Origin of the sequence: Rheinheimera mangrovi, from assembly GCF_003990335.1 — a bacterium.
GTDB lineage: Bacteria > Pseudomonadota > Gammaproteobacteria > Enterobacterales > Alteromonadaceae > Pararheinheimera > Pararheinheimera mangrovi.
Genome location: NZ_CP034683.1, coordinates 3,717,704 through 3,743,330 on the forward strand (window position 1 = coordinate 3,717,704; position 25,627 = coordinate 3,743,330).

Sequence of the window (25,627 nt, forward strand, 5' to 3'; positions counted from 1 at the left end):
ATAACTTATTTTTAAGGCTGAATTTCCGGTGTTTAAACTCAAACAACGCTTCTGGTTTTTATTACACGGCTGGGTGGGTTTACCTGTCTGGTTAATCTTTTGCGCTGTGTGTTTAACGGGCACCATAGCGGTGTTCAGTCATGAATTGACCTGGTTAACTAACCCAAACTCCAGAGCAGAAAATCCGCAAAATCTGCCAGTCAAACCTGCCACAGACTTGATTGCTGCGGTAAAGGCTGAAGTGCCAGATGCTGAAATTGGCACAGTACTGGTGATGGAACCTTATCTGGTCAACGCCATTGTATTTTCTACCGCCAAAGCGCCTTTTGGCATAGCTTATGTGAACCAGTACACAGCTCAGGTGCAGGAGCTAAATTACGGCCTGAACTTCATTACTTTTATGCGTTCCTTGCATGGTTGGTTATTGTTCCCCTGGCACAGTAGTTACAGTGTTGGCTATTACCTGGTCAGTGGCATGGCCATACTGATGCTGGTGTCTTTAATTACAGGTTTAGTTATTTATAAAAACTTCTGGCGTTCTTTTACACAACCCAAAGTAAGGCTGCACCAAGGCCGGAAAACCCTGCTGACCGACCTGCACCGTTTAGCTGGTGTCTGGTCGATTTGGTTTTTAGTGGTGATGAGTCTGACCGGATTGTGGTATCTGCTGCAGGCCATTTTATGGCACAACGATATTGAGTTTTATCATGAGACGCCAATTCTGACGGCAGCCGAAGTGCCTGCTGCAGGGCAAAAACATACACCGCCTTATTCATTGGAAGATGCGCTGGTCATCGCCAAACAGACCTTGCCTGAGTTACAGCCGGCTTACATTATGATGCCAGAGCATAACAGGGATTTGTATCGTATTTCAGGTTCAGGCGATTCGATATTTTTTGATCAGTACTCCTACTCTGTCGCAGTAAATCCCTGGACAGGTCAGGTCACGGACGTACATACCCCGGATAAAATGGGCAAGCTTGAAGTACTGAGCCATATTGCTGATCCGCTGCATTACGGCACTTTAGGTGGTATTTGGACCAAAATAATCTGGTTCCTGTTTGGCTTGCTGTTATCCGGTATGTCCATTACAGGTTTTATGATTTGGGGTAGCCGCACTATTAAAGCGGCCCGCACAGAATCTGCAACTAGCTACACAACTTCAGAGGTAAACTCCTGATGGCACAACGTTCAGATAATTGGTGGCAACGTAACAAGTTTAAACTCAATGCTTTAGTGCTTATTTTACCATTCTGGTTTTTATACGACTCCTTAAGCCCGGTGTTTCCACCTTCGTGGTCGACTCAGAAAATTGGTACTTTTGAAGTGACTCCAACCCCTCTGACCAATGATGCGCCTTACCAGCATCATGGCGAGTGGGTGAAAGATTTCAGCCTGCAATTTTGTGAAGGTTGTGTAGCTAACATTCGTCAGGCTTACATGGCGATAGCGGCAGAACAACCTGCTCTTGAAGACTTCGCCGAAGCCGATCTGAGTATCCTGCACGGCAGCTCTTTTGCCCAGCATGTGCACGCCAAAGCCACAGCTATGCCTAAAGCAGGCGATAAAGTCTGGTTACTCATTGAAGACTGGCAAGGTCAGGTGCATGTTGGTGCATGGGATTGGCCACAGTCTTAAAATTAAGGTTCAGAGTAAAATTAAGCCTAAAAGCTTAATTTTACTCTGAACCCAATCAACTTTTGTTACAATCCCAAGCACAAATTTATCCGCTAAAGCGTTACACTCAGACCGCGAATGTTCACGGGGTTGGCTATGAGACTGTTCTGGTTAGTGCTGCTGTTTTCTTATCAAGGCCAGACTATGGCCCACAGCTGGCCTGGTTTTGCCAAACAACAGTCTTGTCTTGAACTTTACCCCACTTATCCACAACTGGTCGCTGACATCCGCCAGCAGACGCCTTGGTACAGTCTGGATCACTGGCTTGCCCCCTGGTTGTTGCCAGAACAGCAGTTCGAAAACACTCAACAACAGCTGGATTGCGCTCAGTTGGAATACCACTCCGATAATTTCTTAGTGCAAGCCTGGGGTCTACAGCCTAAGGCGACTCAATCAAAAAAATGGCCAGTGATTATTTACAACAGAGGCGGTAATTCAGCTTTAGGGCGGTTGGATTTTGTCTCGGTATTACGTCAGCTAAGCCCTTTAGCTCAACAAGGGTTTATTGTGCTGGCCAGCCAGTACCGGGGGTCAGTGCCGCAGGATCAAAAAACCTATGGCAAAGATCAGTTTGGCGGCGCTGATGTGAATGACATTCATCAGTTGATTGAACTGGCGAAAAATCTGCCTGAGGCAGATGCAGATAATGTGTTTTTATACGGCATAAGCCGGGGTGGCATGATGAGCTATCTGACGGCACAGCAACGTGGAGATATTCGCGCCATGGCCATTACCGGCGCCCCAACAGATTTAGTCACAGAACTACCACGCTTGCCAGAAATGGAGATTATTTTCCGCAGCCTGATCCCCAATTATGATCAAAACAAACAACAAGCATTGCAACAACGCTCAGTCTTGTATTGGGCAGAAGAGTTACCAGCCAACTTACCTATACTGTTAATGTATGGTGGTGAAGATCAAAGAGTGCACCCGGATAATTCAAAACGACTGGCGGCTAAGCTGACAGAGCTGAAGCGGCCGGTAAAGCTGATTGAATTTACCTATGCCGATCACCTGTTAACAGACTACAAAGAGCAGGAACGTGAGGCTATGCTGCACTGGTTTCGTCAGCACCAATACAACAGCCAAAAACCTGTCGCAGCACCTTAACCAGCAATCTCGACTCTGTCCCGCCCAAGCTCTTTGGCTTTATACAAGGCCTGATCCGCGCGTTGCAACAGCTGATCCAACGGGCTTTCCACTGAACTTGCGATACCTATACTTAAACTGCTTTCTAAACCTGATTGCTGCATCTGCTGTTTAAACTGCTGCTGCACTCGGTGTGCCAGATGCAGTAAGCCTTCTGCTGTGGTATCAGCAGCAGCCAGCACAAATTCATCACCGCCTAAACGACAGGCGATATCACTTTGCCTTGCCACTGCTGCCAACACAGTCCCCAGTTGCTGCAAAGCTAAGTCTCCGGTTTCATGCCCATACTGGTCATTCAGCTGCTTAAACTCGTCGATATCAATCATCATCAAGGCTAAAGCAGTGCCCTGAACTTCTGAATGAAGCTGGTATTGTTCAAATTTAGTTTGAAAAGCTCTGCGGTTATCCAGCCCTGTTAACTCATCGGTGTGGGCTAAGTTTTCCATTTGCTGGGCTTGCAGGTACAGCTTGTCTATCGTTTTTTCTGCAACTTTAACCTTCCTTTGTTGCAACTGCATTTGTTGGTCCAGCGCCATCTGATAAGCAAGGGCATCCGCAATCAGCTTTAAGCTGCTCAGCGTATGCTCTGTGATCAACACAGCTTCGGTACTGGCCCCACACAAAGTGCCCAAGGTTTTTCCTTCAGATAAAACCGGAATGGCAAAAAAACTCTGCATGCCCAAAGCCGCACCAGAAGAACCAGGGAACAATACTGGCACAGCATCCGATTGGCTACGTTGTGTATCAAACAACAAACGGCACATCGAATCTGACCAGTTCACCACACTACCTTCTTGTAGCGGCACACCATGCTGCCCTTCTACCAGAACGACTTGCTGAGTCAGAGCCTTCCAGTCAATGCGGGTTAAAAACGTGGTATCAAGGCCTGTTAAATGCTGCACTAATTGCAGCAGAGGTCGGGCAGCCTGTTCAAGAGCTACACTGGAATAACTTTGACGTTGTGGCATAGCGGCTCTTATTTGCTGCAGGATTAAACATCCCTTTTAGCACTGTTTCTTCCATGATGTTTATTTTATACGTAGCTTTTGGCCAGTCAGAGCAAATAAATACCAAATATTTTAGCAAGGGTGTCGAATGCAAGCAGACCAACCCGACTACTTAGTGATTGCAACCTAAGGAGAACACAACATGACTCAATCCATTCAACAGTTAGCAACCCAATGGGCTAGTGCAGTGGCCAGTCAGAATATGGCGCAGATCATGGCGTTTTACGCCGATGAGCTCATTGCCTATGATGCTGTTGCTCAACTGCAGTTTAGCGGTAAAGCGGCCTACCAAAGGCACTGGCAAAAATGCATGGAATTTTGCGCCGGTGGTCATTCGAAGTTTGAACTTCACAATTTAAACATTCAGCAAAACGACCCGATAGCCTTTAGCCATGCGTTGCTGTACTGCGAAGGCTGCAATGAAAAAGGCGAAACTCAGGGCTGCTGGATGCGGTTAACCCAGGGCTGGCAAAAACAACAAGGCCAGTGGCGTATTATTCATGACCATTTTTCTGTGCCTTTTGATATGGTATCCGGTGCCGTATTATTTGAACTGACACCAGAGGCGTAAGGAGCGGCCATGAAATATTTATGTTTAGTCTACAGCGATGAAAAACTGCTGCATTCCTTGCCAGACAGCCCTAAAGATGAAGAATGTTTTGCTTACGCCGCCAGCGTACAAAACAGTGGCCGCATGCTGGCCGCTGAAGCGCTGCAACCCATAGATACAGCCACCACAGTGCGGGTTCGTGCCGGTAAAACCTTATTAACCGATGGCCCTTTTGCCGAAACCAAAGAGCAGCTGGCAGGTTTTTATCTGGTGGAAGCCAAAGATTTAAACGAAGCCATTCAACTGGCCGCTGGTATTCCGGCTGCTCGTGTTGGTTCTGTTGAAGTTCGCCCTATACGACAACTGGAGATATAAGATGCGCTTTATGTTACTGATGATCCCTAAAGGCTATGAAAGCGCAGCCCCTGGCGCTATGCCTGAAGCCGCTGCTGTAGAAGTGATGATGGAGTACAACAGAAAACTACAGGAAGCAGGTATTTTGATGAGCTGTGAAGGGTTGCATCCACCTTCTATGGGAGCTCGTGTCAGTTTCAGCGCAGGCAAGCCGCTGGTCACAGACGGGCCTTTTACTGAAACCAAAGAAGTATTAGGTGGTTTTTGGATGATTAAAGTGAATTCCAAAGCCGAAGCTATTCACTGGGCCAGTTTATGTCCAGCCGGTGATAACGAAGTGATTGAAGTAAGGCAAATTCAGGACATGGAAGATTTTCCTGAAGATATTCAGCAAATTGCTGCTGACTTCGCCAGTATGCAAAGTTCGTAAGCTGTTGAATAGTCAAGTTACAGCCGAAACTATTTCGGCCTTATATCAACAACAAAGCCGCAGGGTGCTGGCCACCCTGATCCGACTATTGGGTGATTTTGAACTGGCCGAAGAAGCCCTGCAGGATGCCTTTGCCTGTGCTTTACAGCAATGGCCAGTCGACGGGTTACCTGAACAACCCAGAGCCTGGCTGGTCTCGACAGGACGCTTTAAAGCCATAGATAAAATGCGTCAGCAGCAAACCCAGCGTAAATATCAGCAGCAGTGGCGTCAGAACAAGATGAAGACAGCGAAGCTTTTCAGGCCGATGCAGCAAATGATCAAAGCTGGCAGGACGATGAGCTGCGACTGATATTTACCTGCTGTCACCCGGCTTTGTCTACCGAAGCTCAAATTGCCTTAACCCTGCGGGAAATTTGCGGTTTAACCACAGAACAAATTGCCAAAGCTTTTTTAACCAGCCCAGTCACCATAGCCCAGCGGATAGTCAGGGCAAAAAACAAAATCCGTGACGCAGCCATTCCTTATGAAATTCCCACTGCAGAACAATTACCAGAGCGGCTGGATGCTGTGCTTAAGGTCATTTACCTGCTGTTTAACGAAGGGTACAGCCAAAGTTCAGGTGACCAGCTGCTATGCGCTGAGCTTTGTGCTCAGGCGATACGGCTTGGTTATTTATTGCTGGAATTACAACCCGACACTGAAACTATGGGTTTACTGGCCTTGTTGTTATTGCAGGAATCAAGGCGTTTTGCCCGCATCGATCAACAGGGCGACCTGATTTTACTGGCCGATCAGGACAGAAGCTTGTGGGATCAGGCGTTGATCCAACAAGGGGTTCAACTGGTCGAACGCTCTTTAACAGGCCGCCGTATTGGCCCTTATGGCCTGCAGGCAGCTATTGCCGCGCTTCACGCCGAAAGCCCAGATGCAGCAAGCACCGACTGGCCACAAATTGTGGCTTTGTATGATCTGTTGTATCGCTTTGAAGCCTCGCCTGTGGTGCTGTTAAACCGCGCTGTAGCCATCAGCATGGCACAAGGCCCGGCGGCGGCATTACCGCTCTTACTGGCACTGCAACAAAGTGGCGAACTGGCGCAGTACCACCTGCTCGACGCAGCTTTAGCAGACCTGCACCAAAAACTCGGCCACAACCAACAGGCAAAGCTCTATTATCAAAACGCATTAAGTAAGACCAGCCAACAGGCCGAGCAGCGGTTTTTGCAAAAGCAGTTAGGAACATTGGGTTAACTGTTAATTCAGGCTACACTGGCAAAATCAGACAAACTCCGGAGCTAAGCCCATGACAAACCAAACAAATAGTGTTTTCGCTCTGCTTAAAGACAGCGCTTTGGTGCATCACAGCAGTTATATAGCCGGACAATTCCAAAGTGGCCGCAGTGGTCATTTTGCTGTGCATAACCCTGCTGATGGCAGCTTGCTGGCGTTAGTGGCTGAAGCAGGAAGCACAGAAGCTGAACAAGCAATCACAGCGGCTGCTGCGGCTTTTCCAGGCTGGTCTGGTCTTACTGCGGCTGAACGTGCTGCCAAACTTATGCGCTGGAGTCAGTTGATGCTGGAGCATCAGCAAGACTTAGCCCGTATTTTAACTTTGGAGCAAGGTAAACCCTTAGACGAAGCAGCAGGTGAAATAGCCTACGGCGCCTCTTATGTCAGTTGGTTTGCTGAAGAAGCCAAGCGTATGAATGGCGATATTATTCCTGCAGCTAAAGCAAATCAGCAAATACTGGTGCTAAAACAAGCCATTGGAGTAGTAGCCGCTATTACGCCATGGAATTTCCCGAATGCGATGATTTTACGTAAAGCCGCTGCGGCTTTGGCCGCTGGTTGTACTTTTGTGGTTAAACCTTCGGAGCTGACGCCTTTATCGGCTTTGGCCTTGGCAGAACTCGCGACCCGTTCTGGTATTCCGGCAGGTGTGTTTAATGTAGTTACAGGTACAGATGCCAAAGCTATAGGTCAGGTACTGACCAAAGACAGCCGTGTGGCAAAATTCAGTTTTACCGGCTCCACCCCTGTCGGCAAAACCTTGTTGGCGCAGTGTGCGTCTACCGTAAAAAAAGTCTCAATGGAACTGGGAGGAAACGCGCCCTTTATTGTGTTTGATGATGCCGATCTGCCTGCTGCTGTGCAGGGTTTACTGGCCGCCAAATTCCGTAATGCCGGTCAAACTTGTGTGTGTGTCAATAGGGTGTTTGTGCAGCGCCCTGTGTACGATGCCTTTTTAGCCCAGTTAATTAAAGCCACTGCGCCACTAAAGCTGGCTTCTGGTTTGGAAGCAGGTTGCCAGATAGGCCCGCTGATTAATCAGGCCGCCGTCGATAAAATTACCCGCTTGCTGGATCAAGCGCTGGATCAAGGCGCTGAACTGCTGTTAGGTGGCGCGATAGATGCCGACTTAGGGCCGTTGTTTTTCCAGCCAACCATAGTCACGGACGTCACTGCCGATATGCAAATCAGTCAGACCGAAATTTTTGGCCCTGTGCTTTGTATTAGTCTGTTTGATACCGAGCAGGAAGCGATAGAGCTCTCCAACAATACGCCAACAGGCCTTGCCAGCTATTTTTACAGTCGCGATATAGGCCGGATTTTTCGTGTCGCCAAAGCCCTGGACTACGGCATGGTAGGTATCAACGAAGGTTTAATCTCTAATGCAGCCGCACCTTTTGGTGGTGTGAAAGAATCAGGTTTGGGCCGCGAAGGATCCAGTTATGGTTTGGATGATTTTACTGAATTAAAGTATCTGTGTTTGGGGGGATTGGGCTGAGTGCATAGTGAGTTGAGTGCATAAAGTCAAAAGCCCGGTTGTGATACCGGGCTTTGGTTTAAATCAGTTTAATACATCAATCAGTACGTCAGTGATCACTGCTGTAGCGATAGACACTAATACCACATCAGTGCCAACCACTTGCCATTCATACCCCTGATGTTGCGGTAATTCAGCCAGCATAGCCGCAGGCACAGATTTGTTCACAATACCTGGTGGCAATGCTTTACCCCTGACCAGATTTTTACGGATACCTGGTGGCAACGCACTCTGGCCAGTCAGCTTATATCGTTTTGCCAGGGCGCGTGCATCCGTCACACTAATACCTGCACTGACGGTTATATGAGCAGGATTTAGTTCAGTGACCTTCTGTTTGCCCTGATGTTTTACATGCTTTTCCGCCGCTTTGCTTTTATGTTCATGGCCTTTGTCATCGTCAGCCGCCATCACGTGCTGCGTTAATAAGGGGGCAATTAAAGCCACCCACAATCTAGTTCGTGCATTCATATTGTTTAGCCTCGCTATCCAGTTGTGCTTTAGCATAGCCAACAAAACTGGATACCGGCTGAATGACATTTAAAGTGCTTTGTGTACTTTACCCCTGAGGTGCATCTGCCACTGAATCACGTTCCACCAACTGCGGGATAAATAAATGCGTACGGTGTTCTGGTTCTATGCTGATGTCGCTGAGCTGTATCGCCAGTTTGGTGGCGTAGCTAGCCATTTCTTCGACCGGATAATGCATAGTGGTTAAACGGGGACGGCAGGCTCGGCTTACTATTAAATCGTCAAAACCTATTACTGATACATCTTCCGGTACACGCAGGCCTGCAGCAAATAAGGCATGAATAGCGCCTATCGCCATTAAGTCGTTGTAGGCCAATAATGCAGTGAATTTAATGCCTTTATTCAGCAAGGCCTGCACCGCTTGCTCGCCACCTTCCATATTGGCGGTGGACTCTTCAATAGCAGCTTCAGCAAGCTGCAAGCCGGCCAGCTTGAGCGATTCCCTGATACCCTGCAGCCGAAAACCCGGGTCGCCGTTTTGGTAAATACTGGTGATCACGGCAAAGTCTTTATGGCCTCTATTGATTAAGTAATCCGTAGCCTGACGCGCGCCCGCCACGTTATCCAGCCAGACACAGCGGTTGGCAATGGCAGGCATATAGCGGTTGATCAGCACCAGCCCTGGAATCTCATTGGCCAGTTTCAGTAAAGTTTTTTCATCTGAATATTCACTATGCAGAATAATGGCCTGGCAGTTGTGATCCCGCAGTGAGTCTATAGCTTCCTGCTCCGACTTAGTCTCGTATAACGAGTTACTCATCAGCAGTTTATAGTTATTTTCCCGTGCGCCTTTTTCGACACCACTGGCTAAGCTGCCAAAAAATGGCATCGACAGTTTAGGCGTAACCACTCCCAGCGTATTAGTGGTTTTACTGACCAGAGCCCGTGCATTACTGTTGGGTCTGTAGCCTAACTCGGCAATGACCTTTTTCACCCGCGCACGGCAGGCTTCGCCCACCTGATGACCATCGTGGATCACCCGGGACACTGTAGCTATCGACACTCCAGCTACTTTTGCTACATCTTTAATTGTGACCATAATTTTTTCTTTTTTATTATTTACTTAACAATGAATTAAATGGATTCCGAACCCTGATGTTGATCTTTTGTTTTAGCTAAGGCCTGACTGATCCGCTGGCTCGCCTGAACATCCAAATGATAGCCCCGTACTATCAACAAAGAGCACAAGGCAAACAGCATAGTCCCTACAGCTAAAATAACCCGCATCGCCAGAATACTGTCTGGGTCTTGAGCTGCAGAGAGCTGAGCATCAAAACCAATCAAATTCAGCGATAAACCGGCCAGTAACAACGCCAGCGCAGCGCTTATACTGGTAACCCAGCTATGAATAGCAACAAAGACCCCTTCGCGCCGCTGACCATGTTTTAATTCGTCTTCATCACATAAATCCGCCATCATAGAGGGAATTAACATGGTCATAGCTGTCCAGGCTGCAGTACACAATAATGCATCCAGCCAAATCCAACCGTAACCTTGGGGTGTGAAAATAAACCACTTACAGAGGCCGCCCACTAAGGTCACGACATAAATCAACTGTACTGCTTTAATTTTGCCGATGCGGGAGGATAACGCACTGATCAAAGGCACAGTCAGAAAACCAAAGGCAGCATAAGCCATCGACAACCAGCCCTTAAAAATTGCGCCCTGAGCTATGTCGCCATCGGCAATAAAATACACCAACAGGTAATAATCCATACTGGCGGTAAAAGCGCCACCTGCCATTTGGATGACAGTGAGCAGCAGCAACACCCGCAAGCCTTTGTTAGCTTTCAACGTTTTTAAGCTTTGCCTTAAAGTCACAGGTGGAAAAGCCACAGAAGAGCGTTGTATAACTTCTTTGCTGTAACAGGCGGCTAAAGTGCCCAGCAGGCCAAAAATAAATAATGCCACACCCCAGCCAACATAACGTATCCCAACAAAAACCGAACTGAATATCGCCAGCTGCGCCAGTGGAAATAACCACTGATACAACAAAGAACCTAACTTCAGAAAATAGGTGGTAAAACCCATAATATCGGTGCGTTGATGATAATCCGGGCTCATCTCATAAGATAAACAGGTCATAGGCACAGACATAAATGTAACGGCGACATAAAACAGCAGGGAAAAAATAACAAAATACAATAGATGAGCCAGCTCGCCCCAGCCTGTGGGTACCATCCAGATCAAACCAAAAAACAGACAACAGGCCCAACTGGCGACCAGAATAAAAGGTCGTCTACGGCCAAAACGGCTGTGATGATGATCAGATAAATGCCCAACCCAGGGGCCTAATAAAGTACCAAGTAACAGAGGTAAAGTAAGGGCCAACCCCAATAAAAACGGGTCTACCCCTAAGGTCATCTGGTAAAAAGGAATAGCCAGTACGCTGACACTTTGCTGAGCAAAAAACATCGCAAAAAAGCCGGCGCCAAGCGCCAGCTTTTGAGTGCCTGAAACCCGTATCGATCCTGATGCCGATGCAGATATTGTTGTGTTTTGGTGCAGTGGCTTTGCCATAGCACTCCTGTGCTGAGGATGAAATGCAAAAGATTATATACACAAAACAAGGGGCGGAGTTTATCCCCGCCCGTCTATGATTTAATCCAATGCCCGAACCATCATGGCTTTTGGATCAAACTCACTTCCGCCAGCTCCACTCCATGCCAACCTTTGGCATCAGCAGCACTGTAAGCACTCTGATTAAACATCAGTTGCAGGCCTTGTAACTTTGACAGTTCATTCAGCTTCAGCTTATCCCCAGCTGCAACCTTGGGTGCAAACAAAGGCATAAACATAGGATAAGCCTGAGTCAACAAAGTGTCGCTTTGTTTTAACTTATGCAGCGGAACTAACAGATACTGCCAGTCAGTGCCCACGTTCAGCTCTGTGCCATAAGCTATACCGTCTTTATCCAGCAATGCGAACATCAACTGTTCCGGTTGTTTGACCGCACGAATTTTCAGCGCCACTGTGTCATAACCTTTCAGGTTACGATTTAGCAGACTGTTATCGGCAGACAAAGTGGTTTTAAGGATAGCCGCCGCTTTAGGCGTTTCTAAAGAATCCACACCCAATTGCAAAGCTAAACCAGCACCTGAACTATCAGCAACAAAACGTTGCGTCACAGTCGCATCTTTTGGATACAAGCTGTTTTGTCTGTCCAGAGTTGCATCAAATAAGGCCACAGGCTGGCCTTGTGGTTTCAAAGCCACAGTCCAAAACGGTGCTTTGCTGACAAAATCCCAATCCTGTGGAGAACCAGCAGCTGCACCAGGGAAAGTCACTGCTTTGCCGTTAGTTGTCACCACAAAGGCATATTCCAGCAGACCTGTCTGAGTCCAGTCCTTTGGCATAGCGAGCTGGTAACGACTGCTGACATCAAGGCTTGGTTGCATATCAAAAGCAGTAAACTTGCTCTCGCCCAGATAACGCAACATCAACTGCACTTTTGCAGGCTTAACCAAAGCGCCAATCTCAACATTAAAGCTAAAGGGGTCGCCCAAATGGCTTTGACGCTGATTCTGATGCACTAAAGCCAGTTCTGTCGATTGTGGTTTTGGCAGATAAAAATCTGTCTCGACTTTATTGGCATACCGCTGTGCCAATGCCGCTTTGGCGGTCAGTAAGTACACACCGGGGCGTACTGTCACTTCGCCATCAACGGCAGATGCAGTTGCTGTATTACCGCTATTTACGCCCTTGAGCTGGTAGTTTTTACCTAAATCAGCCAGCGTCAGCTTCAATTGCTGAGCAGCAGGATATAAACGCCCTACTTCACGGCTTAAACTGGAGTTCTGATAAGGGTCTTGCAAGGTCAGCAAGTCAGGATACACCTCCAGTCGCCAGACACCATCTGCTACTTTATCAAGGAAATAAGCACCAGAACCGCTGTATTTCGCCACAGAAGACGAGCCAACACCTGCAATGCTGCTTAGTTTAGCTGCAGCTTTTGGCTCTGTTTGAGTGCTATTGCTGTAGAAGAACTGCGTAGGAGTGTTCAGCACAGATAAATTCTGCTGATAATCCAGAGTCACAGCGCCAAAACTGTTGCTGGCCGGATAATCCGCTACTTTTTCAGCCCGTTTTTGCGTACGGAACACTTCAGCAGCAATTTTTAAGCTGATAGCTTTTGAAGGTGTATACAACAGGTTCAGATGGTGAGTGTTGTATTCGGAGTTGGTATGAGCTACAGCCGCAGCATCATAGGCAAACTGAGTGGCCCACTGAAATCCAGCTTCACGAAAGCTTCGCGCCATAGCCGGATACATCACAGAACTTGCCACATCGGCTGCATCAAACTCATACACCATTTTGGCTTTCGTAGCACACTGGCTGATACCGGCAAAAGGATTGGTGTAATGCGCGACCGCTGGCAACATATTCGCCAGAATAGTACTGCCTTTGATCAAGCCTGTTGGATACCACTGATAAGACACACCATCTATGCTGGTATTGCATAAAGCTTTGGCAAAAGGCTGATCGTCCCCCTGCTCACTGGTGTTGTAAAACAAAGGTTTAGTGACGCCAGCTGCACGAATGGTACTGATTAAGTCTTCAATATAAGCGGCACTTTGTTCTGGTTTGATCTCGTGTTTAGGTTCGTTAAAGATCTCAAAAGCAATAATGTTGTCGTCCTGCTGATAACTTTTGCCGGTCAGCGGGTTAACGTGTTTAAACAGCTGCGTCAGATAGTTTTTCTGCGCTGCAATGGCATCTGGTGACTGGTTCATCTGACTTTTGCTGAAAAAAGTAGAGAAACCATATTCCACCGGGTCCGGCTCAGGGTAACCACTGCCCCACCAGCCGATAGGGGTAATAATCACCTTGATGCCTTTTTCTTTTAACCGCAGCAACAGGTAATCAAATAATTGCAGGTGAATATTGTTCTGTAAATTGCCGTCTTTATCGGCCAGTAATCTGTCCCATAAATGCACACGGTAAGCGTCCAGCCCTAAGCGGGCAATATGGTCCACATCCATGTCGATGGCAGTGCGGTGATCAACACCCACACGTTCAATAGAGCGATAACCGTAAGCAAAAGGCGCACTGTAATTCACACCAAAAAGTGCAACTTCAGAACCGTCTTGCCACTGCATTACACCGTCTTTTACCGATACAGGGTTAGCACTGGCAGCGGCGCTAAAAAGCGCTGCTGCTAAAGCTGTACAAAGAAATGTCTGCTTCATTGTTACCACCAGGTAATATAAAAGGCAGCAACAATCAGGCTGATCAACACTGCATACAAGTTAAAGCTTGGACGGGTTTCAAAGCTGATGTCCCGCAGTTCCACCGCCTGTGGATGTTTGCCCTGACGCTGGAATAAAGTCACCAGCACAGCTAAAGCTAAACAGCAGAGGAAAACTAAACCAACACGGTCCATAAATGGCATTTCTGGCAGAGCCACTTTGAAAATCCAGCTCAGTACAGCTGAGCTGATAGCCGCCACTAATGCAGCTGTGGCTGTAGTACGGGCCCAGAACATACCTAACAAGAACAGCACCACAATACCTGGCGTGAAGAAACCGGTAAATTCCTGAATATACTGGAAGGCCTGGTCGAATTCGCCCAGCAATGGCTTAGCAGTAAAGACTGCAATCACTAAAGCCACCAGGCTGACAATACGGCCTACTTTGACGTAGTGCTGCTGGCTTTGTTCTTTCTTAAACTGAGAGTAAATATCCATAGTGAAAATGGTCGCGACGCTGTTCGTCATAGACGCCAGGCTCGATAAAATAGCAGCCACTAATGCAGCAAAAATTAAGCCTTTAATACCAGAAGGCATCATGCTCAGCAGCTGAGGGTAAGCCTGATCCGGTTTGCTTAAATCTGGTAACAGCAACACTGCTGCTATACCTGGCAGTACCACTATCACAGGCATTAACACTTTCAGGAAGGCAGCAAATACAATACCTTTTTGTGCTTCGGCTAAGTCTTTTGCTGCCAAAGTACGTTGAATAATGTATTGGTTAAAACCCCAGTAACTCAGGTTCATAATCCACATACCACCAATCAGCACAGAAATACCAGGTAAGCTGACATAATGCGGGCTGTCCGGCGTTAAAATCATATCGAACTTTTCCGGCACTTCAGTTAATAAACGGTCAAAACCAGCCCATAAACCGTTGCCTGCGCCTAACATATCCAGCGACATAAAGGACAGGAATAAACCACCGCCGACCAGTAAGACCACCTGGATAATGTCGGTATAGGCCACAGCTTTTAAGCCACCGTATAAGGAATAAGCCACTGATAAAGTTGCTAATATGAACATGCTGGTGGTCATATCCACACCTGTGACTGTATTAATAGCCAAGGCACCTAACCACAACACAGCAGTTAAGTTAACAAACACATACACCGCCATCCAGAACAGCGCCATAGTAGTGCGCACTCTGTTGTCAAAACGCTGCTGCAGGAATTGCGGCATGGTATAAATTTTACGTTTCAGGAAAATCGGCAGGAAAAACTTTCCCACCAGTAACAGCGTGATCGCTGCCATCCACTCGTAAGCTGCGATGGCCATACCTATGGCATAACCAGAACCAGACATACCAATAATTTGTTCAGCCGAAATATTGGCTGCAATCAGTGAAGCACCAATAGCCCACCAGGGTAAGGTATTACCTGCCAGAAAGTAGTCATTGGTGTCTTTGTTATGTCCCTTTTCTTCCCGGGAGATGTAATAGGCCAGACCGACCAGCCCCAGCACGTAAATGGCGAGGATCGCCAAATCTAAATTACTTAAAGTCATTTTTATCCTTACCCTGTTATCCCTTAGTTCTGGCCGCCGCATTGCAACACCAGAGACTTTGGGTCTTTATTATGGTTACCAGTTTTTAGCTAACTGAATTTATACACTATTAGTTGCTGATACAACTCACCTGCTTTGAGCTGAGTGCTGGGAAAGCCAAGCTGATTTATCGCATCAGGCCAGCCCTGAGCTTCCAGACAAATGCCCTGCCGTGGCGTAAAAGGTGCAGCCAGAAAGTTGCCTGTATAAAGCTGCAAACCCGGCTGAGTACTGAGTACTTCAAGCTGACGACCACTTTGACTGGAACTTAACACCGCCATCAATTTTAACTCTGCAGCATCAGCACCTTGCCAGATAAAGCAGTGGTCAAAACCATTAGCAAGCGCAAGCTGCTGATCCTGTTGACGAAGCGCCGGCCCCACTAATTTAGCCTTGCTAAAGTCAAAGGCGGTGCCAGCTACAGCGCGGCGCTCTCCTGTTGGTATAGCATGCTCATCTGTCGGCAAATAGTCAGTGGCTGTCAGCTGTAACTGATGGTTTTCAATTGAACTGTTGTCGTTGTTCAGATTGAAATAACAATGGTTGGTTAAATTCAGCAGCGTATCTTTAGTAGATAAAGCCAAAAAAGATAACTCAAGCTGTTTATCAACGATACGGAATTGTTGCCACACTTGGACAGCACCTGGATACCCCTGATCACCATCAGCAGAGCGCAAATACAATTGCACCGTATCAGATTGCTGTTTCAGCACTTGCCAGGATTGACGGTTAAAACCTGCCACACCACCATGCAAATGATTGGGGCCATTGTTGCAATCAAGCTGATAACTCTGGCCATTGAGTTCAAAGCTGCCTTTGGCAATACGATTGGCAACCCGGCCTGCGGTAGCTCCCAGGTAAAACTCATCTGTTTGATAATCTGCCGCTTGCGGATAGTTCAGCGTCAGCTCCTGACCAAACAAGCGGATAGAGCGGATTGTTGCCCCAAAAGGCAACAACTCCACTTCCAACCCCTTATTGCCACCCAGCCGTATCACTGAGTCACCAGTTCCAGCAGCGCTCATGCCAAAATCTGCTCTGCGCCCTGACTGGCTGTACAGACAAAAATGCCAGCAGTTAAACCTGTTTGAGCCGGGTACTCGCGTTCCACCAAAGCACGAATCTCATCCACCCGGCCTTGCGGCACTAAAGCCACCACACAACCACCAAAACCACCACCTGTCATACGGACACCACCTGTATCACCTAGCCTGTTGCCAATCATTTCGACCAGCGCATCTATAGCAGGTACAGTGATTTCAAAGTCGTTTTTCATCGACAAATGAGATTCCGCCATTAAACGGCTTAACAGCTTAATGTCATGATCGGCTAAAGCTTTAGCGGCCAGCTCAGTGCGATCGTTTTCAGAGATCACATGACGGGCGCGTTTAGCCACAACCGGATCCAGTTGATCCTGCCTGGCGACAAAAGTATCCCAGCTGACATCCCGTAAGGCTTTGACGCCAAAAATGGCTGCAGCTTCTTCACACTGACGACGGCGGGTATTGTATTCGCTGTCGACCAGGCCACGTTTTACATTGGAGTTGATAATCATCACAGCCATATCTGTGGGCACAGATACAGGCATGCTGTCGAGGCTGCGGCAGTCGATCAATAAGGCATGAGCGACTTTGCCCTGAGCAGAAATTAGCTGGTCCATAATGCCGCAGTTGCAACCGACAAAGTGGTTTTCTGCATGCTGACCATTCAGTGCATTATCGCGGCTGGAAAGCTCGATGCCCGCCAAGGTGCTATAAGTCAGGCCCAATGCAACTTCCAAAGAAGCTGAAGAGCTTAAACCTACACCTTGCGGCACATTGCCGCTGATGGCTAAGTCACAACCGACCAGGTTAAAACCTTTTTGCATCAGGCTGTTGGCCACACCACGCACATAGTTGGCCCACTGGTACTCTGAATGTTTAGCAAGCGGAAAGGTCAGTTCAAACTCATCCACTTGCTGCTGATAATCCAGCGCCAGCACCCGCACCTTCTTGTCGTTGCGTGGTGTTGCCACAACCACAGTGTCGTAGTTAATAGCGCATGGCAATACAAAACCGTCGTTGTAATCTGTATGCTCGCCAATCAGATTAACCCGGCCCGGCGCTCTGAACGCAAATTCGCCCTGCTGTTGATAATGTTCGGCAAATGCCTGCTGTACTTGTTGCACTAATTCCATCTGTATTAAACCTTGCTCTGCTGTTTGTAATGCACAGGGCTTTGCTGTTTTAAGCGTTCAGCGGCCTGTTCAGGGGTCATATCACGTTGAGTTTCAGCCAGCATTTCGTAGCCCACCATAAACTTTTTGATGGTGGCTGAGCGTAATAACGGCGGATAAAAATGGCCATGCAGCTGCCAGTGGTCGATGCTTTCAACAGCATCCGCGTTTTCATTCTGATAAGGCGCACTATGCCAGCCCATGGAATAAGGGAAAGAACACTGGAACAGGTTGTCGTAGGCAATGGTGATTTGCTTAAGAATATCGGCCAAAGCAGCTTGCTGCTCTTTGGTTAAATCTTCCATCCGGCGAACATGAGCTTTTGGCAACACTAGTGTTTCAAAAGGCCAGCTGGCCCAGAATGGCACCACAACAAGCCAATGCTCGTTTTCAACCACAGTGCGCTCGCCACTTTGTTGTTCCAGCTCGGCATAATTTAATAACAGGTTTTTGCCATGTTTAGCTAAATACTCACGCTGAGCCGCATCGGCTTTGGCTGGTAAAGTCGGCACAGTGCTGTTGGCCCAAATCTGACCATGAGGATGCGGATTCGAGCAGCCGTTAATAGCGCCTTTGTTTTCAAACACCTGCACCCAGCTGTAGGTTTTGGATAAGTCCTGATACTGACGGATCCATTCTTCGACTATGTTCTGAATATCAGCAACACTCAGTTCTGGCATCGTCAGGCTGTGATCAGGTGAATAACAAATCACCCTGCTGGTACCACGCTCGGCTTTTAATACAAATAAATCGTCATCTGAGCGCTGATAAAAAGGCGTATCCGCGGTTAAAGCGGCGAAGTCATTGGTAAAAACATAAGGTTTTTTATAGTCAGGATTCAGGTCCCCGGAAATACGGGTATTGGTTGGACATAAAAAACAGCTGTGGTCATACGATGGATTCTGCTCTGTCGCTGCAGTTTCAATCTGGCCCTGCCAGGGTCTTTTAGCTCTGTGTGGCGACACCAGCACCCAATCCCCCGTCAAAGGGTTGTATCTGCGATGCGGATGATCTTTTGCATTAAATTCAGACATTTACTATTCCAACCTTTCACTTAATCTTTTTTACATACCCCGTAGGGGCTGGGTTTATCCCAGCCCGCACTGGTTCATACATACCCTAAGTAATTGCCGTTTCAGCGAACAAGCAGTCAACAAAGCTGCAGCGTCAAGAACGACGGGTATAACCGTGAGGGTTTAATTTCTGCCACTTCCAGCTATCTGCTACCATCTGATCCAAGCCCCGCTCTGCTTTCCAGCCGAGTTTTTCAGCCGCTAAAGATGGGTCACCAAAATAACAGGCGATGTCGCCGGGACGACGCGGTGCCACCTGATAGGCAATAAGCTGACCAGAAATACGACGGTAAGCGTCAACCATTTCCAGCACAGAAACGCCCTGGCCAGTGCCTAAGTTAAATACATGAAAACCAGCGTTCTGATGCAGAGTTTCTAAGGCTTTGACATGACCTGAAGCTAAATCACAGACATGGATATAGTCCCGCACACCAGTGCCGTCCGGTGTATCGTAATCATCACCAAACACAGATAAATGTGGTCGGCGGCCTATAGCCACCTGATTAATAAAAGGCATCAGGTTATTTGGAATACCATTTGGATCTTCACCAATCTGGCCAGACTCATGCGCACCTACAGGGTTAAAATAACGCAGCACTATGGCGCTGAAATCAGATTGCGCCACCACCAGATCTGACATGATCTGCTCTACCATCAGCTTAGAGCGTCCATAAGGACTTTCAGGATGGACAGCAAAATCTTCCCGTATTGGCGAAGAAACCGGCTCACCATAGACTGTGGCAGAAGAGCTGAACACTAGCGTTTTAACCTGATGTGCCAACATCACCTGCATCAGCAAGCCAGAGGCACTGACATTGTTTTCATAATAAAACAGCGGTTTAGCGACAGATTCGCCCACAGCTTTGGAACCGGCAAAGTGAATGACTGCATCTACTTTATCAGCAGCAAAAATAGCAGAAAGCGCTTTTTCATCACGGATATCGGCTTGATAAAACTGGATGCTCTGGCCTGTCAGTTGCTCAACCCGTTTTAAAGCCTCAACACTACTGTTGCTCAGGTTGTCGACCACCACCACCTGATGGCCAGAATTAAGCAACTCCAGACAAGTATGAGAGCCTATATAACCAGCGCCGCCCGTGACTAAAATACGCATACTGTTACTCCTTGAGGTTAAAAACTAAGGCTTCACTTTGAATAGCCAAGGCTTTGGAATGAGCTTCAAGCTTAGCTTTGTTAAATTCAGCACCTAATTTCACTAACACTGCAGCTTTGCCTTGTTCAGTAAAAGCAGGTTCAGGATTAATAATTTCAATATCACCACTGGTTTTAAATTCAATGGTTTGATTGTTTAAAGGCACAAGCTGGCCGTTTTTATCCAGCACTTCGGCATAGACAAACACCAGATCTCCTGCCACAGGCGCCACGCCACTGGTGTCGACTGTCAATTTTAAGCTGGCAGCGACGTCAGGAGTAGTCACCTGATGAGTCGCCACTTCTTTACCGGCAATATAAGCTTTTGCCACTAACTGACCAGCTTTGAAGGCTTTAACATCAAATTCAAAAGGTGGATGTGGCAAATGGGTAGAGAATTTATCTGTAGACGGCTTATTCCGGCTGACTAAAACGCCGTTTAAATAGAGTTCCACTTCTTCAGCATTGCTAAATACCCGCACCTGTGAGCTGGAACCCAGTTGCCACTCACTGGCAATAAATACCATAGGGCCAGACTGATATTTTTCTGACTGTTCAGCAGCATCACGCTGACTTTGGTAAAAGTAGTAACTGTATTTAGGTAAGCGGTAAATGCTCATGATACCTGATGCTTCCAGATCATTGGCATAACCTCTGTTGTAATCAAACATTACCCAGTAACCATCGGCATAAGCAGGAGTGGTTAGGTTGTCGTTATGCGCTTCCTGTAAGTTACGGGCTTGCTGTAATAAACGGGCTTCGCCATGGCTTAATAACTGACGACTGGTGCGGGCTTCTTCTTTTAAGTCACCCCAGCTGTCCTGATTAAAGCCGGCATTTTGTGCATAGTATTCCCAGTCGCCGTATTCAGACACATTGTAAGGCACTGTTGGTGTTTCGTAGTGCATTTGACGGTGCTGACGCGCTTGCAGGTACATATCGTAACCATGTTGCCAGCCGGCAGAATAGGCTCCAGGAAACTCTTGTTTCACCGTGTTGTGCAAAGTCGCAACAAACTCATCCGGCATCGCAGATTCATTCAGAGAACATTCCCAGGCCAGCACACTGGCATGGTTGCGATCACGGCGGATTAAATCACGGCAACTCTGAATAGTCTGAGTACGGAAGGCTTCGGTTGGCTGATAATACTGCCAGCCTAAAATAGCATTCATCAGCACTAAACCCAGCTCATCCGCTGCCTGCATAAAAGCTTTAGAATGTGGGTAATGTGATAAACGCACGTAATCAAAACCCGCTGATTTAATTTTTACCGCGTCACGGTAATCGGCCTGAGGCGAAGTAGCATAGCCGACATGAGGGTATTCCTGATGGCGGTTTACGCCGCGTAAAAAAGTCAGCTCGCCATTGATCAGCAACTGGTGTTTGTCGTTAAAGGCAAAACTGCGGATCCCTATATTTTGCTGCTGATGTTCAATCACAGTGCCATTTTGTTTCAGCACAGTATGCAGGCTGTATAAAAACGGACTGGCAGGGCTCCACAGATTTGGTGTGGTCACAGTCAGCTGTTGCTGTTGATCTAGTTTTGCACCAGCGGCCAGCTGAATGGAGCCTGAGCTAACTTCAGTCACTAATAGCTCACCCGCATAAAGCTGCTGTACTAATTCCAGCTCTGCGCCTGTCGCAGATGTATTGGCCAGCTGAGTTTTTACCGCAACCACAGACTCTGCTTTATCCACTTTTGGATAAGTCACAAAAATACCGCCACCAGCCACTTCATTGGCCAGCATTTCATCTGTGATATGCACAGGGTTTTTGATCAATAAGCGCACATCACGGTACAAACCACCGTAGGTATTAAAATCCAGCTGAGCCAAAGGTTTAGGCCCTGTGACTTCATTGTCTCTGTTATCCAGTTTGACGGTCAGCTGATAAGTCTGACCTGCAGCGACATAAGGTGTTAAATCAATAGTAAAAGGTAAATAGCCACCCAGATGCTCGCCAATCAGCTTATCGCCTAACCAGACTTGTGCATGATTCATCGCCGCTTCAAAGCGGATCAGCAGCTGTTTGCCTTGCCACTCTGGCGCTATGCTCAGAGACTTTTGATACCAGGCAAAACCCTGCCATTGGTTATTCACCAGCAAAGGTTCAATTTGTGGTGTGTGAGGTAAATTGACTTGCTGCCAGTCTTCTGGTTTTGCCGTTAAGTCAGCGGACTGACTTTTATAAAACTGCCAGTCGGCATTTAAATTCTGCTCTGTGGCTACTGCAACTTTCGGTGACTGCTCGTCTTTTGATGAGAGGGCGACTGGGCTGCATCCAAACTGCAGCAGCAACGCCAACACAGCCAGAGATTGTATTAAGTACTTCAACACTGGAGAATTCCTTTTAATAGGCCCGCTGCAGCGGGACTTAGCAAAAATTTGTTTCAACGGCTGGCCTTAGCACCAGCTCGTGAATATGAGCTTTGGCTGAACTTGCCAGCATCAGCAAAACGGCATCAGCCACTTCTTCTGCAGACAAATAATCTGGTCTGCTGGCTGCGCGAAATTCGGTATCTACCCCGCCCGGATACACAGATAACACTTTCACACCAGTGCCATTTAGCTCTTTACGCAGCACTTTGCTGTAGCTATCAAGAGCTGCTTTGCTGGCGCTGTAAGCAGAAATACCAGGGTTGGAAAATAAACAAACGGTCGAGAGTACATTCAGCACTACACCTTTACCCTGCTCTTTCATCGCTGGCACCAATTTCTGGATAAAATGCAGCGGCGCATAAAAATTCAGTTGCATCATCTGCTCTATCGCAGACCAATCCGGCTCTGTCGCTGCGCTACGGCTGCTATTGCCTCCAGCGCAGTTAATCAGTACATCCACGTCGCCCCATTGCTGTTTCGCCTGTTGGCAAAACTGATGAATGGCGGCTGGTTTTGTGACTGAAAAATGCTGGCTGAACACCATTGCGTCCTGAGGTAATAAAGCTAAGGTCTGAGCTAGTTTGGCCGGATCACGACCACATAAACTCAACTTATGGCCTTGCGCCGCTAAAGCTATAGCCAAAGCCCGGCCAATGCCCGAAGAAGCACCGGTCAGCAGAATATGAGAGGGAGATATAAGCATAGGTGGTAGTTCCGTATAAAAACCCGGCCCAAAGGCCGGGTTTTATATGCTGAATAACAAGCCACTTACATAGAGTAAGAGAAACCTAACAGGAAACGACGGCCCCATTCCTGATAACTAGCCGGACGGCTTGGATCGTTATCAAAATAAGTCACTGCTTCTTCATTCGTCAGGTTTTGCGCCTGCAGCATCACCTTAAAGGCTTCTGTCACTTCGTATGACAAGCTTGCATCTACAGTACGTTCAGCTTTGGCTCTGGTGATTTCCGTTGGAGTCCAGCTGCCAACACGGGTGTTTGCACTGCGGTAGTTGTAAGACACCTTGGCGTCAAAACCAGCTTTGTAGTACCACAAGGTCAGGTTGCCGACATGACGGGACAAGCCGCCTAATGGCAATGGATTATCTTCCGGCACAAACTCATGCACATTGCTGTCTGTTAATGAATAGTTGGCGTAGAAACCTAAACCATCAAAAGGTGCTGGCAACATAGTCAGAGCCTGTTGATACATCAGCTCTAAACCTTTGATCTGACCACCGTCACCATTAATAGGGCCAGTGAAGTTATAGGCTATACCATCCACTATCATCACATCGGTAGAACTACCAACATGAGTTTTTAAGTCTTTAAAGAAAGTAGATACTGTCATAGCGCGGTCGCTGGACCAGTAGTATTCGTAGCCCAAATCAATTTGATCAGCCACAAATGGATCCAGAGTCGGATTACCGCCTGAACCTGTTTTCACCGGGCTTTGCGAATCCAATTGGAAACCTGTGCGCATTTCAACCAGAGGCGGACGGGAAAGCGCTCGGGATAAACCAAAACGCACCTGAGATTCTTCACTGACAGTAAAGATCATATTCAGGGCAGGTAAAATTTCGTCGTATTCATGGTCAACTGAAATAGGCGAATACAGGCTGTCTTTGAACTGATAACCAGAAGAAGTAGATTCTGTTTTGACATAACGCACGCCAAAGTTACCTGTGTAAGGTAAATCACCCAATTCACCGGACATTTTCAGCATAAAATAAGCCGCAGTGTTGGTTTCACCCACGTACCAGCTGTTGACTCTGTCCTGATCGGTTTTGGCGTGCTGGCTACGATCATCAATGCCACCAAAGGCCTGATTCATAGTGGCATTCCAGTCTTTAAAGCCATACAGATTTGGCGCGATAAAATCGCCACCCAGCTGATAGCTGTATCCGTAATCGGTCAGACCTGTAGTAACAGGAGCCTGCCACCAGCTTTGCACGTCGTTGTCTTTGTCGCGGTCGCTGTAACGGCCACCGACCACCAGCGTTTCGAATACACCCCAGTCCACATTGCGTTCAAAATCGGCTCGCAGACTCACCATTTCATCGGTCAGATCGCGGTCAGTATCGACGTTCATACCGGTAATGCTGTAGTAATCAGGATTGCCAATGTCTTCATTGGTTTGAATAGCTAAACGACCACCGGCATTGTTCCAGCTGATATCCAGTGGAGTTGGACCACCATAAGCCGAAGTAATATTGACCCAACGTGATTCGATACCAGCTTCTGAGTAACCAACATCGTAAGTTGACGTCCAGACATCACCAGTCACTGTAGTTTTTAAGCCAGTGCTTAACAGATGGTTTTGCTGGAACCAAGTGGCATTATTGGCTGAATGCGCGCCCCATAACACACCACCGCCCACGAGTTGCTGCGAGCCATCAGGGCGGGTCACTATCTGAGGCGCAGTCGCGGAGTTGTTGTAGCCCCAATTCGTGCTGTCCTGCCAGTTACCCCAGCCATCAAACCAAAACTGGTCTTCACGTTCTTCAATATCAAATTTGGAATAAAACAGATCGTATTTCAGGTTCACTGTGTCAACAGGTTCCCATTCCAGAATCATCAGGCTGCCTACACGCTCTGTGTTACCCACTTTAGTGCCGGCTTTACCGCCCCATGGCGCAGCTTCTTTAATGCCGTCGCCATTGACGTCACCTTGATCGGCTTCAGTTTTGTTGTACGAATAGGAGGCAGTTTCACGCTGCACTGACGGCTGGTCCTGATAAGTTAAACCAAAAACCACACCAAAGTTATCAGCCCACTGATCGACATAAGAGAAACTGGCTTTTTCGCCTGAACTGTCAGCCCCAGCTAAATCATCGCCCATCTGATAGTCCATCAAATGGCCACTGATGTTAATCATGCGCTTGTCTTTTGCCAGCGGGCTGACAAAATTCATATTCACCAGACCGGCAATACCACCTTCGAGATTGTTCGCCATCGGGCTTTTATAAACTTCAACTGAGTTAATCAGTTCAGCAGGGAATTGCTCGTAACGCACGTCACGGCTTGGTTCAGCACTGACAATTTCGCGGCCATTCATGGTGGCAGCGTTTAAACGTGCACCTAGACCACGGATAGAAATACTGCTGGCGTTACCCCGATCACGCTCTGCCGTTACACCAGGCAAGCGGCCTAAGGAATCAGCGATAGTCACGTCAGGTAATTGACCTAAGTCATCGGTAGAGATAATTTCGACCGTTGATTCTGAAAACTTTTTCTGCATTAAAGACTTGCTCAGCGTGGCACCAAAACCTTTGACGACAATGGTTTCGATTTGCTGTTCAGCTTCTTTTGCTTTTTGTTGAGTGGTATTTTCTTCGCTTTGCGCCTGTGCATGCTGCATAGCAAAAATTTGCGTCATAGCTAAAGCTACAACGGTCAAGTTGAATTTGCCTGTCATTTCCTACCCCTGTCGGTATCAATTGTTATTTTTTTATGCGCTGGGCTGATTTTTCTGTGCGGGATCAGCAGTGCACA

22 protein-coding genes are annotated in these 25,627 nt (G+C 47.6%); 9 read left to right on the top strand and 13 right to left on the bottom strand.

Going from position 1 to position 25,627, the window contains the following annotated elements; translation table 11 throughout:
* The first annotated feature begins 28 nt into the window (after positions 1-28).
* From EK374_RS16855 to EK374_RS16865, 3 genes are all read left to right on the top strand, one after another.
* A complete protein-coding gene (locus tag EK374_RS16855) occupies positions 29-1,180 on the top strand; it encodes a PepSY-associated TM helix domain-containing protein (RefSeq protein ID WP_127025710.1) in 1,152 nt (383 codons plus the stop codon).
* The gene (locus EK374_RS16860) at positions 1,180-1,638 is read left to right on the top strand and encodes a hypothetical protein (RefSeq protein ID WP_127025711.1); all 459 of its coding nucleotides are present in this window, start codon (positions 1,180-1,182) and stop codon (positions 1,636-1,638) included. The genes EK374_RS16855 and EK374_RS16860 overlap by 1 nt, the downstream gene beginning before the upstream one ends.
* A gap of 135 nt (positions 1,639-1,773) precedes the next feature.
* Positions 1,774-2,787, top strand: a complete 1,014-nt coding sequence (locus tag EK374_RS16865) for an alpha/beta hydrolase family protein (RefSeq protein ID WP_164731901.1) — start codon at positions 1,774-1,776, stop codon at positions 2,785-2,787.
* Here EK374_RS16865 and EK374_RS16870 read toward each other — a convergent pair.
* On the bottom strand, positions 2,784-3,794 hold the full coding sequence (locus EK374_RS16870) for a sensor domain-containing diguanylate cyclase (protein ID WP_127025713.1): 1,011 nt from the start codon (positions 3,792-3,794) through the stop codon (positions 2,784-2,786). The two genes, EK374_RS16865 and EK374_RS16870, sit on opposite strands and share 4 nt — an antisense overlap.
* A 181-nt stretch (positions 3,795-3,975) precedes the next feature.
* Here EK374_RS16870 and EK374_RS16875 point away from each other — a divergent pair, with 181 nt between their 5' ends.
* From EK374_RS16875 to EK374_RS16895, 6 genes are read left to right on the top strand one after another with little or no spacing between them, the layout of a single operon-like run.
* A complete protein-coding gene (locus EK374_RS16875) occupies positions 3,976-4,404 on the top strand; it encodes a YybH family protein (protein ID WP_127025714.1) in 429 nt (142 codons plus the stop codon).
* Between the two features lie 9 nt (positions 4,405-4,413).
* The gene (locus tag EK374_RS16880; protein WP_127025715.1) at positions 4,414-4,758 is read left to right on the top strand and encodes a YciI family protein; all 345 of its coding nucleotides are present in this window, start codon (positions 4,414-4,416) and stop codon (positions 4,756-4,758) included.
* 1 nt (position 4,759) lies between these two features.
* Positions 4,760-5,167: a YciI family protein gene (locus EK374_RS16885; protein ID WP_127025716.1), complete on the top strand. Its 408-nt coding sequence runs from the start codon at positions 4,760-4,762 to the stop codon at positions 5,165-5,167.
* Between the two features lie 4 nt (positions 5,168-5,171).
* Entirely contained in the window at positions 5,172-5,519 is a 348-nt protein-coding gene (locus EK374_RS20800; RefSeq protein WP_206099228.1) for a sigma factor, read from the top strand.
* A complete protein-coding gene (locus EK374_RS16890) occupies positions 5,432-6,418 on the top strand; it encodes an RNA polymerase sigma factor (RefSeq protein WP_206099229.1) in 987 nt (328 codons plus the stop codon). The genes EK374_RS20800 and EK374_RS16890 overlap by 88 nt, the downstream gene beginning before the upstream one ends.
* A gap of 52 nt (positions 6,419-6,470) precedes the next feature.
* Positions 6,471-7,955 carry an NAD-dependent succinate-semialdehyde dehydrogenase gene (locus tag EK374_RS16895; RefSeq protein WP_127025717.1) on the top strand — a complete coding sequence of 495 codons (1,485 nt, stop codon included), beginning with the start codon at positions 6,471-6,473 and terminating at the stop codon, positions 7,953-7,955.
* A gap of 63 nt (positions 7,956-8,018) precedes the next feature.
* Here the strand turns inward: EK374_RS16895 and EK374_RS16900 are convergent, their stop codons facing one another.
* The 12 genes from EK374_RS16900 to EK374_RS16955 form a co-directional block, all read right to left on the bottom strand.
* Positions 8,019-8,462, bottom strand: a complete 444-nt coding sequence (locus EK374_RS16900; RefSeq protein WP_127025718.1) for an anti-virulence regulator CigR family protein — start codon at positions 8,460-8,462, stop codon at positions 8,019-8,021.
* A gap of 88 nt (positions 8,463-8,550) precedes the next feature.
* Positions 8,551-9,561 carry a LacI family DNA-binding transcriptional regulator gene (locus tag EK374_RS16905; RefSeq protein ID WP_127025719.1) on the bottom strand — a complete coding sequence of 337 codons (1,011 nt, stop codon included), beginning with the start codon at positions 9,559-9,561 and terminating at the stop codon, positions 8,551-8,553.
* A 35-nt stretch (positions 9,562-9,596) separates the two neighbouring features.
* Positions 9,597-11,042, bottom strand: coding sequence for an MFS transporter (locus EK374_RS16910; RefSeq protein WP_127025720.1), 1,446 nt, complete (start codon positions 11,040-11,042; stop codon positions 9,597-9,599).
* Positions 11,043-11,143: 101 nt separating this feature from the next.
* Entirely contained in the window at positions 11,144-13,711 is a 2,568-nt protein-coding gene (locus EK374_RS16915) for a cellulase family glycosylhydrolase (protein WP_127025721.1), read from the bottom strand.
* A 2-nt stretch (positions 13,712-13,713) separates the two neighbouring features.
* Positions 13,714-15,276, bottom strand: a complete 1,563-nt coding sequence (locus EK374_RS16920) for a sodium/sugar symporter (RefSeq protein ID WP_127025722.1) — start codon at positions 15,274-15,276, stop codon at positions 13,714-13,716.
* 89 nt (positions 15,277-15,365) lie between these two features.
* On the bottom strand, positions 15,366-16,340 hold the full coding sequence (locus tag EK374_RS16925; protein ID WP_127025723.1) for an aldose epimerase family protein: 975 nt from the start codon (positions 16,338-16,340) through the stop codon (positions 15,366-15,368).
* Positions 16,337-17,491, bottom strand: coding sequence for a galactokinase (gene galK, locus EK374_RS16930; RefSeq protein WP_127025724.1), 1,155 nt, complete (start codon positions 17,489-17,491; stop codon positions 16,337-16,339). The genes EK374_RS16925 and galK overlap by 4 nt, the downstream gene beginning before the upstream one ends.
* Positions 17,492-17,496: 5 nt before the next feature.
* On the bottom strand, positions 17,497-18,564 hold the full coding sequence (locus EK374_RS16935) for a UDP-glucose--hexose-1-phosphate uridylyltransferase (protein WP_127025725.1): 1,068 nt from the start codon (positions 18,562-18,564) through the stop codon (positions 17,497-17,499).
* 133 nt (positions 18,565-18,697) lie between these two features.
* Positions 18,698-19,717, bottom strand: a complete 1,020-nt coding sequence (gene galE, locus EK374_RS16940) for a UDP-glucose 4-epimerase GalE (protein ID WP_127025726.1) — start codon at positions 19,715-19,717, stop codon at positions 18,698-18,700.
* A gap of 4 nt (positions 19,718-19,721) precedes the next feature.
* Positions 19,722-22,091 carry a glycoside hydrolase family 2 protein gene (locus tag EK374_RS16945; protein ID WP_127025727.1) on the bottom strand — a complete coding sequence of 790 codons (2,370 nt, stop codon included), beginning with the start codon at positions 22,089-22,091 and terminating at the stop codon, positions 19,722-19,724.
* Between the two features lie 37 nt (positions 22,092-22,128).
* Positions 22,129-22,836: an SDR family NAD(P)-dependent oxidoreductase gene (locus tag EK374_RS16950; RefSeq protein WP_127025728.1), complete on the bottom strand. Its 708-nt coding sequence runs from the start codon at positions 22,834-22,836 to the stop codon at positions 22,129-22,131.
* Positions 22,837-22,901: 65 nt separating this feature from the next.
* Complete coding sequence (locus EK374_RS16955; RefSeq protein ID WP_127025729.1) at positions 22,902-25,550, bottom strand: TonB-dependent receptor; 2,649 nt, start codon at positions 25,548-25,550, stop codon at positions 22,902-22,904.
* Positions 25,551-25,627: the final 77 nt, after the last annotated feature.

Bases quoted from the DNA above. Each gene is read 5' to 3' on its own strand.
- EK374_RS16860 (WP_127025711.1), top strand. From the start codon at position 1,180: ATGGCACAACGTTCAGATAATTGGTGGCAACGTAACAAGTTTAAACTC.
- EK374_RS16865 (WP_164731901.1), top strand. From the start codon at position 1,774: ATGAGACTGTTCTGGTTAGTGCTGCTGTTTTCTTATCAAGGCCAGACT.
- EK374_RS16870 (WP_127025713.1), bottom strand. From the start codon at position 3,794: ATGCCACAACGTCAAAGTTATTCCAGTGTAGCTCTTGAACAGGCTGCC.
- EK374_RS16875 (WP_127025714.1), top strand. From the start codon at position 3,976: ATGACTCAATCCATTCAACAGTTAGCAACCCAATGGGCTAGTGCAGTG.
- EK374_RS16880 (WP_127025715.1), top strand. From the start codon at position 4,414: ATGAAATATTTATGTTTAGTCTACAGCGATGAAAAACTGCTGCATTCC.
- EK374_RS16885 (WP_127025716.1), top strand. From the start codon at position 4,760: ATGCGCTTTATGTTACTGATGATCCCTAAAGGCTATGAAAGCGCAGCC.
- EK374_RS16895 (WP_127025717.1), top strand. From the start codon at position 6,471: ATGACAAACCAAACAAATAGTGTTTTCGCTCTGCTTAAAGACAGCGCT.
- EK374_RS16900 (WP_127025718.1), bottom strand. From the start codon at position 8,462: ATGAATGCACGAACTAGATTGTGGGTGGCTTTAATTGCCCCCTTATTA.
- EK374_RS16905 (WP_127025719.1), bottom strand. From the start codon at position 9,561: ATGGTCACAATTAAAGATGTAGCAAAAGTAGCTGGAGTGTCGATAGCT.
- EK374_RS16910 (WP_127025720.1), bottom strand. From the start codon at position 11,042: ATGGCAAAGCCACTGCACCAAAACACAACAATATCTGCATCGGCATCA.
- EK374_RS16915 (WP_127025721.1), bottom strand. From the start codon at position 13,711: ATGAAGCAGACATTTCTTTGTACAGCTTTAGCAGCAGCGCTTTTTAGC.
- EK374_RS16920 (WP_127025722.1), bottom strand. From the start codon at position 15,276: ATGACTTTAAGTAATTTAGATTTGGCGATCCTCGCCATTTACGTGCTG.
- EK374_RS16925 (WP_127025723.1), bottom strand. From the start codon at position 16,340: ATGAGCGCTGCTGGAACTGGTGACTCAGTGATACGGCTGGGTGGCAAT.
- galK (WP_127025724.1), bottom strand. From the start codon at position 17,491: ATGGAATTAGTGCAACAAGTACAGCAGGCATTTGCCGAACATTATCAA.
- EK374_RS16935 (WP_127025725.1), bottom strand. From the start codon at position 18,564: ATGTCTGAATTTAATGCAAAAGATCATCCGCATCGCAGATACAACCCT.
- galE (WP_127025726.1), bottom strand. From the start codon at position 19,717: ATGCGTATTTTAGTCACGGGCGGCGCTGGTTATATAGGCTCTCATACT.
- EK374_RS16950 (WP_127025728.1), bottom strand. From the start codon at position 22,836: ATGCTTATATCTCCCTCTCATATTCTGCTGACCGGTGCTTCTTCGGGC.
- EK374_RS16955 (WP_127025729.1), bottom strand. From the start codon at position 25,550: ATGACAGGCAAATTCAACTTGACCGTTGTAGCTTTAGCTATGACGCAA.